Raw genomic sequence first — 11,551 nt, forward strand, 5'->3', positions numbered from 1 at the left:
TTTAGCCTTTAACGAAGCCTGTGAGAAAAACGAACAGCTTTAGCCCCAATACGCACTCAAACTAAAAGGCCGGGCAGCCTGATTATTGTTTTCGCACCAACAGGCCATCCCGGTCTTTGAAAGGATAACCAGACTGCCTGACAGAGACCGTGTAGGGGGATTGACCGATATTAATGGATAAAATTCTTAGAAAAAGCCTCAACATGACCCATCGCACCGGGCAGTTTGCAATGTTGGCCTGAAGCGGCCTGTAATTCAGCAATGAGCATCTCTCTACCATTATCTATAAATATTTCTTTTACCGGGAAGTTGGGGGTATTAAAGCTGGCCAGCAACGTTTTACCAACATAGACACTGAATCGTTTAGAAGGGCCTTTGAAAGACCAGTGTAAATTAACTTTTCCATCAATAGCACTTGCAGCTTTGTTGACTGAGATGATGTTGTTGGTGCTTTTTTTCTTATTTGAAACCATAGCCTGAGTTATTTGAAAATATTGTGGCTGATTGAAAAGTGTCAACATTAAAGACTGCCCTGTATCAGGATCAAAGAAAGAAATCTTGATTTCATTGCTCCCACTTTTTATGCCAGAGCTGATAGTCAACAGCCCCGTCTCAGCATAAAATTCATTAGCAGTCAGACTTTTAGGTTTATCAACTGTAGAAATTATCTTGCCATTGCATGAGTTGCTTTTAATCTGTTGATGACGCTTTAATTTTCCATTAACCGATTTGCTTTTCGTCACTGTACTGCTAGTGCTCGTAAAGGTAGAAACTTCTATATGAATACCGCTTTTTCCAAATTTTTTTGTTATTTCTTCAAGGTCAAATGATTGTGCGTTACCGGTGCTGACACCGGAAGTAAAAACAAAAAGAAATAGAATGGCAGTTTTTAGATAAGATTTTTTATTAATTAATAACATTTTTTTCTCCTAATCAGTTTTTTTGGTATAAAAATATAACCTCTTCGAGTCACTCTGCCTGAGGCGTTGGCTTACGAAACGTCATTGATCTTGAGTGGTACAGATGTATCACTTATTAGATTTGAGTTGAAAAACAAGAAATAGTTCAAAATCCCAAATCAGAGAGCATTGATTAATCCTCAGTCCTTAAAAAAACTAATCGGTTCAGGATTCATCCAGAGTAGCCAAGCGCTTATATCTGCGCTGCTTTAACAGGGGAAACAGCTGTTCGTAATCTGTTGTCAGATATTCATCGGGACAACAATATGAACGTTTTTTGTACAGAGGATTGAGCGGATTTTAGCTATATACATGCTTTGCTTTGTATGTATTTTGATCATTTTCGGGTCCAGCCAGGCGTTTGATTTTCTATCAGATAAATCGGGCATCGGGGCTTGCATTTTTCAGCTGCGTTGATAACATACGCAGCAGCTTCAGGCGGTTAGCTCAGCTGGTTAGAGCGTTACGTTGACATCGTAAAGGTCGCTGGTTCGACTCCAGTACCGCCTACCATATAAGTGATTTCAATGAAAAAAGCCCACTTCTTACAGTGGGCTTTTTTTTTCCAAAAAATTAGTCATCCCCGTCCCCATGTTTCGGAGCCTGTTGTAAAACCCTGGTTCCTCTGCAGGGGATAATGTAGGAGGTCTTCATTCCCGCGAAGGAGGCTGTCGCAAAGGCGGGAGTCATTCAGCTTGAGTGATGCAGTTATACCTGCCGAGTACCCACTCTCCCTTTTATATCAAGATTCGTTATGAAATTGTTCCCTACAGAGCACTGGTTCCCACGCTTTTAAGCTCTGTGGTTCCCAGCGTGGGAACGAGTTGAGGCAAGGCAAAAGTTCAGCACGAACAGGCCGGAGGACGTTATACTCACCTTTCCGCTATTTTTTGTTGACTCAGGAAGTCCCTATGCCCAGCAGCCACACTGTCAAAGATGCCTTGATTGATTTTCAGCAGAAATTCAGGAACCGCTATCAGTTAGAGCATCAGTCGTTGCCTGTGATTGAACATGACAGTGACTGGCCCTCTCCCTGCGAAATGCAGGAGGTCATGGATGGAGCAGAAGTGGGCTGGCAGCCTGTGGAGTGCGAGCCGCAGCTGGATTTTGGCAATATTGAATCGGCAGTTGAGTTGGAGCTACATCCGGATCTGAAAGCCTATTACGGCAGCTTTTACTCGGCGAACCTGCCCGCCAGAACCGAAGAAGGGGGGCTGGAATTATTGTTTGCCTGGAGCTCCGGAGATTTTGAACGGTTGCAGGAAAATCTGCTGGGACACATCTGGATGAAACGCAAACTCCGTCAGCCTGTTACCCTGTTTTTTGCCGTCACCGATATGGAAGACATCAATCTTACCCTGAATAATGAAACCGGTGAGATCTGGGCAGAAAAAGTCGGTAAGAAACCTCATCGCAAGTTAGCAAACACTATGGCTGAGTTTCTAAAAATGCTTGAACCTATTGTTTGAGGTATGCAAAAGAAGCCATCAAGTCACCATGCTTATGGAGTGGCTCTGAAGCGACGGTCCGAATGAATCTTGACTACCTTCGACGCGTCTCAGCCTCTAAATAACGGCCTACGCTGAACTTTTACAATATTAACGGTCTAAATTCATGCGTGAATTCCATTCATTTTAAGGAGGAGTTATGTTTGGTGAAAATGATTTTATGCGTGTTTATTTTGCTTTTTTGTCCTTATTGTTGTTGATCATTTCAGGTCTGGTTCAGGCGGATGAAGCTGTTCAGGACTATCGCAATCTGTTGTCGGATTATCGCATCGAGATTCAGGATGATCTGACTTATACCCGTACTGTAACGCTGGAGTATCAGGTACTGACCCCCGCGGGTGCGGAGGAGATGCAGGAATATCACTATAGTTATTTTTCCGAAAATGAATCCTTGAAAGTTCTGGAAGCTTCGATCACCCATCCGGACGGAAAAGTGTTCCCGGTTGAAAAAGAGAATATTTACGAACAGGATCTGGGCGGGCGTGATAAGGAGCGGCGTAACAGGGAAGCTGTGGTCATTTTTTCCCGCTTAATACCTGGCAGCATCATGAAGTTGAAGTTCAAGCATGTGGTGAAGAAGAAAAGTCCCATGGGCTTTAATATGGCACTACAGCCTGAGTTGGAACTGGAGCAGAAGAAAATAGTGGCTACGATTCTGCTGCCTGAAAACATACCCATGAAATGGGGGAGTAGAGGCGAGTTTGCTGTGAAAGAGTCCCGGAAAGGCAAACGAAAAGAGTTAACGGTTAGCCTCGAAAACTTCCCTTATCAGGAGATGGAGCCAAATATGGTCAGTTCGGATGATGTACTGCCCATGTTTGCGCTGACCTCACTGAAAAGCTGGGAAGAGATCGGTCAGATATACTATGAGAGCAGCCTGAACAGGCAGACTGACAGTGATGAAATCCGTGCGCTGGCTGAGGAGATCACACAGGGAGCCAAACATCCCAGGGAAGAGGCCGTCCTGATTTATAACTGGGTGGCACAAAATATTAATTACCTGTCTCTCAGCTTCAATTTGGAGGATATGCTGGTTCCTCACCCGGTGGAAGAGATTCTTCGTCATGGTTATGGTGATTGCAAAGATCAGGCTTTGTTGTTGCAGGCACTGTTAAAAGCCCGCGGTGTTGAGTCAAAGCCGGCACTGGTCAGCTGGGATGACAGCTATAAGGATTGGCCGGTGGCGACTTCCATGCAATTCAATCATGTGTTGTTGTTCATCCCTGAGTTGAACACTTGGCTCAACCCTGTTTCGCCACTGTCTACGTTCGGGTTGCTGGATTATAGTCTTTCGGGCAAACGGGTAGTAGTGGCCGGTCCTGAAGGCGAAACTCGATATCTTCCTGCCATGCAACCAGATCAGAACCGCTACTGGGTAAAAAACCAGTCAGTGCTCTCCAGTAATGGACTTTTGAGAGGAGAGAGTATGGTCACTGGCACTGGAATTATTGGAGAACAGATTCGGGAGTTGTTGGCATCCAGTGGTAGTGGTGAATGGAAGGCCAGTAATCTTCTGGCGGACACCTTGAGTGGTGGCTTTGGTAATATTTCTTGGGGAACGCCTGCTTATGATCTGGAAAGACAGCCTGCTTATCAGGGTGACTGGCACAGTCCCTACGCTTTTCAGTTGGGCAGGGAAGGGTTTATCACCACAGCACCAGGGCTTGATTTTCAGGATGTGCTGGCACTGAGAACTTATCTCGTGGATGGAAAACGCAAGTTCCCGTTTACGGTAGGAGCTCGACATTATCGATGGGATCACCGCATGAAACTGCCAAAAAACTACAAAGTAACCCGGCTGCCTGAAAACCTCGAGGTGCGTAACGGGGCAGGCTCATACAGCAGTCACTATAAGATGGAGGGTAATACACTGGTTGTCACTCGGCAGATCGTCGTCAAGAAAAATCTTTATCAACCCGGTGAATACCCTGAATTCGAAAAGTTAGCTTACCTGGCTATCAACGATCGCAGGGCGATCATTGCTTTGAAGCGGCGTTGAGCTTCTGTTACAGAGTGCTATCAGGCTGTTGCTCCGGACTGGCATCAATAAATGCCTTGAGTTCATTGCAGTGCTGATGGACTGCCTGGATTTTTGGATAATCCGTTAACGATACTTTAAATCGCAAGGCATTGTAGACCTGCGGTATCAGGCAGATATCGGCCAGGGTGGGTGTATCTCCGATACAGAAATAGTCATCCCCCAATTGCTGCTCATAAGCCTCGAACCCGGCTTTTATCCAGTGCTGGTACCATTGGTTTTTCTGTTCGTCACTCACTGCAAATTCTGACTTGAGATATTTCAGAACTCTCAGGTTGTTCAGAGGATGTATATCGCAGCTGATGATATTGGCCAGGCTGCGGATCTGGGCTTTCTGCCAGACATCACCCGGGATAATGGTCGGTTCCGGACAGGTTTCTTCAAGCCATTCCAGGATAGCCATTGACTGAATCAGTCTGTTATTCCCGACTGCCATTGCCGGTACCAGTCCCTGGGGTTGAATGCTTTTATATTGCTCCTTCGTCTGCTCTGACTTCAACAGGTTAACCGGGATCAATTCGTGATCCAGTCCTTTCAGGTTCAGGGCGATCCTTACCCGATAAGCCGCTGAAGATCGGAAGTAACTATAAAGCTTCATGGCATTACTCCTTTGCTGGCAGAAGGGTGGCTGAGACTTCACCGAAGCCGATTCTGGCAGCGCCTTCTTTCTCGCACCAGCCTCTCATGACAACGGTATCTCCGTCTTGCAGGAACGTTCTTTGTTCACCATTGGTCAGGGTCAAAGACTCCTTGCCACCTTTTGTCAGCTCGAGTAAAGAGCCTGCTTCCTCTGGCCTGGGGCCTGACTGAGTACCCGTTCCCAGCAAATCACCGGATTGCAGGTTGCAACCGTTACTGGCGTGATGAGCCACCATCTGTCCAACACTCCAGTAAGAATGTTTGAAACTGGACTGAGACAGTTTTTCCATACTTTGCTGAGCACCTTTCATAGCGGGTGTTTGTAGCAGGACTTCCAGCTGAATATCCAGTGCTCCCAGGGTGCTGTTTTCTTCCGAGCTCAAATAAGGCAGGGGTTGTGGATCATCGGCAGGACGAAGGTAACTGGTTCGGTAGGGTGCCAGTGCTTCCAGCGTGACAATCCACGGCGATATGGTAGAGGCAAAGCTTTTGGCCAGAAACGGTCCCAGGGGCTGGTACTCCCAGGCTTGGATGTCCCGTGCAGACCAGTCATTCAGAAGACACATTCCGAATACATGCTGATCGGTCTCATCCAGCGCAACAGGAGCACCCAGAGGGTTGCCCTGACCGATGAAAATGCCCATTTCAAGCTCATAGTCGAGTCGTTTACAAGGACCATATAAGGGTTGTTCTGCATCCGGCGCTTTGGTTTGACCTTGTGGACGATGAAAAGTCTGCCCTGAAACTTCAATAGAAGAGGCTCTGCCATGGTAGCCAATAGGCACCCATTTGTAGTTAGGCAGCAAAGGGTTATCGGGTCTGAATAATGAACCGACTGCTTTGGCGTGATAGATAGATGAATAGAAGTCAGTGTAATCCCGAATCTGGCAGGGCAGGGCAAATTCGGCTTTATTCATGGTGAGCAGAAAGGGTTTCAGCTGGCTTTCAAGCTCTGACTCTGTTCTCAGTGCCCTGGACAGGCTCAGCCTGAGAGCACTCCAATATTCAAAACCCAACTCCATCAGGGGATTGAGGTTATCGTGGGCACAAGCTGCGAGTGCGTCGGCTGCTTTGCCGTCAAAAGGTTTCAGTGCTGCTGTCGCCTTGAGATCCAGAATCTGGTTACCAATGGCTACGCCGCACCGAAAGGGCTCGCTGCCTTTGCGAAAAACAGCAAAAGGCAGATTCTGAATGGGGAAGTCGCAGTCTGACTGGTTAGCACAATATACCCAGCTGGTGAGATTGACGTCATGAGTCTCGTTCAGTGAAATCATTATCTATCCTGAGTGCATTGGAAAAACAGAGTGTCAGCAGCCAATAGCGTAGCCTGACACTCATGATTATTCTTGTTTAAGGTTTCTGGTTCGGGTCAAAGTGCTTCTGCAGGCCAGACCAGCATTTAATATAGTCTTTTTGTCGTATGTCGCTCTCCATCGCGAATTTTGAGGGTACATAGACGTATCGGGATTCAAACATGAAGGCCAGAGTATTTTCATAACGCACGGGTTTAAGCTGCGCTTCGCTGGCTTTCCTGAATACGTCTGCATCAGGACCATGGGGTGACATACTGTTATGCAGACTGCTTCCACCGGGTACAAATCCATTTTCCTTGGCGTCATAAACACCATGAACCAATCCCATGAACTCGCTCATAAAATTGCGATGATACCAGGGGGGGCGGAAGGTGTTTTCAGCCACCATCCAGCGGGGAGGGAAGATGACAAAGTCCAGATTGGCGACGCCGGGTGTATGAGATTGAGATGTCAGTACTGTAAAAATAGAGGGGTCAGGATGGTCGTAACTTACTGTGTTGATGGCATTAAAGCGGGACAGCTCGTATTTATAGGGCGCAGAATTCCCCACCCAGGCAACGACATCCAATGGGGAGTGATTGAGCTCACAGACATAAAGATGACCGGCAAATTTACCGATCAGTTCGAAATCACCTTCTTTATCTTCATACCAGGCAACGGGGTATTGGAAATCCCGGTCATTGGCAAAGCCATTGGCACCTACCGGGCCACGTTCCGGCAGGGTGAGCGGGGCTCCATAGTTTTCGCAGAGATAGCCGCTGGCTTGACTCTCCAGTAGGTTGACCCTGAATTTCATACCCCGCGGAATCACGGCGATATCGCCCGGACTGACCTGTAATCGACCCAGTTCGGTAAAGATCATCAGAGCCCCTGTTTGAGGGACAATCAGCAGCTCGCCATCGGCATTATAAAAAAAACGCTTTTCCATGCTTTGATTAGCTGCGTATAGATGAATGGCACTACCGATCTGCGTGATGGCTTTACCATTGGCTGCAATAGTGGTCAGGCCACTGATAAAATCAGTCGGTTGTTCAGGAGCGGGCAGGGGGTCCCAGCGAAGTGGGCTCGGCACAGGAGGCAGATCCAGGGGAGCGGTTTCCAGCAAGGGGTTCTTATCCCAGCACTGGTAGTTTCCCTGAACAGCAGAAGGGCGGATTCGGTAGGTCCAGGTTCGGCGGTTTTGGTGTTTGGGCGCTGTGAAAGCAGTGGCTGAAAACTGTTCACAATACAGACCATAAGCCACTTTCTGAGGATTGAAGCAGGCCTTGGGCAGGGCATCGGGTAATGCCTCTGTTTCGTGTTCGTTACCAAAGCCTGTCAGGTATTCAAGATCGTCAGGTAATGTCATTAAACTGAACCTGTCATTTTTCTTATCTCAAAAATCACTTCACCCTGTTCAAAGATGAAGCAGTGTTTTTATGCAACCCCTCACAAGGGGCCGTTTGTTAAGGTCTTGAAGTATCTCCATTTTTAGCCAGTCCTGAGAGTTTGTCCATCCGGATTCTTGTTTTTAGCCTCCCCGCGCTGCTGCGGCAATGTTAATATCAGGAAATTATGCTCTCCCGGGAGCCAGTCCGAAAACAGAACAACATTTGAGAACTGACTTGCAAAATACCGAGCCTGTACGCAGAGGCTTTCTTCTGAGCCGACATAGCCAGGACCACAGGGGACAGGCGGAAGTTATTATGTGGGTTGTCACCGATGATGGCCCTGCAAGACTGGTAATTGAAGAGGTGCGTCCCGTCTGCTTTGTCGTTTCCTCTGAGTTTGAGCCGCTACAGAGTGAGTTTTTCAGGACTTATCCAACGATTGAGGCAAAACCGCTGCCTCTGAAGAACTTTCGCCATGAGCCAGTCACTGCCCTTTATAGTCATAACGTGCAGCAATCGTTTCAGATGCAGGAATATTTTCGTACCAGAGGCATAGAGTTGCTGGAAGCCGATGTCAGGCTGGCAGACCGGTTTCTGATGGAGAGGTTTGTCTACGGTGGCGTGGCATTCACCGGAGATCCGGTGCAGAAGTCAGGTTATCGGGAGTACCGCAATGCGCGCATTCGTCCTGCAGAGTTTAATCCCGACTTCAAAGTAGTTTCCCTGGATATTGAATGTTCCGAGCGGGGAGAACTTTACTCAGTGGGTCTTTCGGGAGGAGACTTTGGACGGGTTATCATGGTAGGCGATCAGGAGCGGGTCGACTGGATACAATGGGTTCCGGATGAAAAAGCACTTCTTGTGGCGCTTGAAGAGACGCTTGGAACTCTGGACCCCGACATAGTGATTGGCTGGAATGTCATTAACTTTGATTTTCGGCTACTGCTCAAACGAGCGGAACGCTATGGAATGAAGTTAAAACTGGGAAGGGGGCAACAGGCAGCCAGTTGGAGAAATCGCAGAGGTGAAAGTGGACAGGGCTTCATTACTCTGCCCGGTCGAATGGTCATCGATGGTATCGAGGCCTTAAAGGCTGCAACCTATCAGTTTGACAGCTTTAGTCTGGAGTTTGTGGCACAGACGCTGCTGGGCAAAGGTAAAGCGACAGAAGACGTAGATAACCGGATGGCTATCATTAATCATGACTTTCACCATAACAAGGAAAAGCTGGCCCGTTACAACCTGCAAGACTGCCGACTGGTTGAAGAGATTTTTGAACACACCAACATTCTTGATTACCTGAGATTGCGCAGTCATCTGACCGGGCTGGAGCTTGATCGGATGGGAGGCTCAGTCCAGGCCTTTACCAATCTCTATATGCCACGTTTGCACAGAGCCGGTTATGTGGCTCCGAATTTACCAGAAGGGGGTGGTCTGGCCAGTCCGGGGGGTTATGTCATGGATTCCATTCCCGGACTCTATCGCAATGTGATCGTTCTGGATTTCAAGAGCCTTTATCCTTCGATCATCAGAACCTTCAAAATTGATCCCCTCGGGCTGGTAGAAGGTTTGAAAGAACCGGAAGGTACGATTCCCGGTTTTCGTGGCGCACTTTTCTCACGTGAGCGGCATTTTCTCCCTGATATTATTGCTTCCTTTTGGGCTCAAAGGGATGAGGCCAAGAAGCAAAACGATGCTGCCCGTTCTCAGGCGCTGAAGATTATTATGAATTCTTTTTATGGCGTGTTGGGCTCAGGTGGTTGTCGTTTCTATGACACCCGGTTGGCCAGCTCCATTACCCTGCGAGGGCATGAAATCATGCAGCAGACAGCCCGATGGATAGAAGGGCAGGGCTATCGGGTGATTTACGGTGATACTGATTCTACTTTCGTGCTTTTGGATGAGGCCTATTCCGATGAACAGGCAAGATCGACCGGTAAAAAACTGGAACGTATGATCAATGACCGCTGGACAGCCAAACTGAGAGAAGATTTGCAACTGGACTCGGCGCTGGAACTTGAGTTCGAAACTTGCTACCAGAGGTTTCTGATGCCTACCATACGTGGATCGGACACCGGCAGTAAAAAACGCTATGCCGGCATTAAATCCACTGCTGGTGGACAGGAACTGGTATTCAAGGGGCTGGAAACGGTGCGTTCTGACTGGACGGCATTGGCCAAGTATTTTCAAACGGAACTGTTCTCGTTAGTGTTTAATGATCAATCCCCGGAAAAGCTGGTCACGGAAACCGTTCAGAAAACGCTGGCCGGAGCGTGGGATGACAAACTGGTATATCGAAAGCGACTGCGGCGAAATCTCAAGGACTATGTTAAAAACATTCCTCCCCAGGTCAGGGCGGCCAGAAAGGCGGATGAGATCAATCAGTCACTGGGAAAATCACTTAAGTATCAGCGAAAAGGTTGGATTCAGTACCTGATGACAGTCAATGGACCTGAGCCGCTGGAATATTGCACCAGCCCTATTGATTATCAACATTACATCGACAAGCAGCTAAAGCCGGTGGCGGACGGAGTTCTACCTTTTATAAATCTTGATTTTAATACGTTGATTGACGGACAGATGGGGCTGTTTTGATGTTTCAAGCCATCGTGTCAGACTGGGCTTTAACCATCATCACCCATAGGTCGTAACGTTTCTCACCCTCGCATCAACTCTCTGTTATTTAAACAAGGTGTACAAATAATCCAAAGGAGCATGAAATTTCTTCCATTGGTTACGAGCTGTTTCGCTGAAACTCTCTTCCAGTGAGTAGCCATAGACTATGTTGTTTGAAAAGCCATTGATCAGAGCGAGAGCCAAGGCAGGAGCCAGGGTAAGAGCAACGTTATTCAATAAATGGTTTGAATCCAGTCTTGAGCGTTGTTGCCACAGAAGATGCACAACTTCGCTTCCGACTACCGATCCCGTCGCCATTCCAGCGGCGCACCATAGTTCAGTTCGAACAGTAGCAGTCAGACTTTCTGCCACAAACAAGTTGGCTAATGTGACGTGGCCCAAGAATAATGAATTTGGTGATTGCGCAACATTTACGACTCCGACTGTAGCTGTGGCCCATGACCCAGCTATGGCTCCGGTTCCGGCTAAGACTTCTGCTGCCGTTGCTGTTTCAACTCTAATATCACCGTCTAAAATACGTTTTGAGAGATTACTTATTAATAATATTCCGTCTGTCAATACGGCAGATATGATGTAACCAAAAGCTGCTTTTCCCGGAGAGACACCTCTGGCAATCATTTTCTCGTGGACTATTGTCCCGACCATCATGCCAGTGAAAAATGACAACATTTTATATTCAGTGTGGGTATAGTCCAAAGGTTGGATTGTACTTTCATTCTGGTACCTTAAACCCCCGACAGTAGTGGCTCCGGCTACCGTTCTTGCCATCACCTCATGGGTAAAGTAAGCCGTAGTCATTATGGGTATAAGATAGGGATCGCGGTTAGTGTATGCTTCATATGCACTGTATGCTGTTCCTACAAATCGCAGTGGCTGCCACCAGGGCGTCTCAAGAGGCCAGGGCGATACGCGACCGGCTAAAGCCACCTCGGTGGAGGTGATAACGGCAGCGAGTTGATTACAAAAAGATGATTTGGCCTCTTGTAACTCATTTTGCTCTGTGCCGGACAGGCCAAACCGACCGGAAAGGGCAGCGACCAGCCCCGTTGTTTTGCAGATGCCGTACCAGAATCCGTAGTTGATTACA

8 protein-coding genes and 1 tRNA gene are annotated in these 11,551 nt (G+C 47.7%); 4 read left to right on the forward strand and 5 right to left on the reverse strand.

Going from position 1 to position 11,551, the window contains the following annotated elements; all coding sequences use genetic code 11:
- Positions 1–170: 170 nt before the first annotated feature.
- The gene (locus KDK17_RS14830) at positions 171–920 is read right to left on the reverse strand and encodes a hypothetical protein (protein WP_257288388.1); all 750 of its coding nucleotides are present in this window, start codon (positions 918–920) and stop codon (positions 171–173) included.
- 475 nt (positions 921–1,395) lie between these two features.
- Between KDK17_RS14830 and KDK17_RS14835 the strand changes: the two genes are divergently transcribed.
- From KDK17_RS14835 to KDK17_RS14845, 3 genes are all read left to right on the forward strand, one after another.
- Positions 1,396–1,472 (forward strand) — tRNA-Val (locus KDK17_RS14835).
- 398 nt (positions 1,473–1,870) lie between these two features.
- Positions 1,871–2,428 (forward strand): SecY-interacting protein, encoded by a 558-nt coding sequence (syd, locus tag KDK17_RS14840; protein WP_257288389.1) that lies wholly within the window; start codon positions 1,871–1,873, stop codon positions 2,426–2,428.
- A gap of 178 nt (positions 2,429–2,606) precedes the next feature.
- The gene (locus tag KDK17_RS14845) at positions 2,607–4,466 is read left to right on the forward strand and encodes a DUF3857 domain-containing protein (protein WP_257255622.1); all 1,860 of its coding nucleotides are present in this window, start codon (positions 2,607–2,609) and stop codon (positions 4,464–4,466) included.
- Positions 4,467–4,473: 7 nt separating this feature from the next.
- Here the strand turns inward: KDK17_RS14845 and maiA are convergent, their stop codons facing one another.
- The 3 genes from maiA to hmgA all read right to left on the reverse strand — a co-directional run bounded on the left by maiA (position 4,474) and on the right by hmgA (position 7,805).
- Entirely contained in the window at positions 4,474–5,103 is a 630-nt protein-coding gene (maiA, locus tag KDK17_RS14850; protein ID WP_257255623.1) for a maleylacetoacetate isomerase, read from the reverse strand.
- Between the two features lie 4 nt (positions 5,104–5,107).
- Positions 5,108–6,418, reverse strand: a complete 1,311-nt coding sequence (gene fahA / locus KDK17_RS14855) for a fumarylacetoacetase (protein WP_257255624.1) — start codon at positions 6,416–6,418, stop codon at positions 5,108–5,110.
- Between the two features lie 76 nt (positions 6,419–6,494).
- Positions 6,495–7,805: a homogentisate 1,2-dioxygenase gene (gene hmgA, locus KDK17_RS14860; protein WP_257255625.1), complete on the reverse strand. Its 1,311-nt coding sequence runs from the start codon at positions 7,803–7,805 to the stop codon at positions 6,495–6,497.
- A 256-nt stretch (positions 7,806–8,061) separates the two neighbouring features.
- On the opposite strand from hmgA, the gene KDK17_RS14865 reads away from it, so the two are divergent.
- Entirely contained in the window at positions 8,062–10,422 is a 2,361-nt protein-coding gene (locus tag KDK17_RS14865; protein WP_257255628.1) for a DNA polymerase II, read from the forward strand.
- An 84-nt stretch (positions 10,423–10,506) separates the two neighbouring features.
- On the opposite strand, the gene KDK17_RS14870 is transcribed toward KDK17_RS14865, so the two are convergent.
- The coding region (locus tag KDK17_RS14870; protein ID WP_257255626.1) for a hypothetical protein at positions 10,507–11,551 on the reverse strand (1,045 nt) is incomplete at its 5' end.

The sequence above is a fragment of the Endozoicomonas sp. SESOKO2 genome (genome assembly GCF_024606245.1).
In the GTDB taxonomy this organism is placed as follows: domain Bacteria; phylum Pseudomonadota; class Gammaproteobacteria; order Pseudomonadales; family Endozoicomonadaceae; genus Endozoicomonas_A.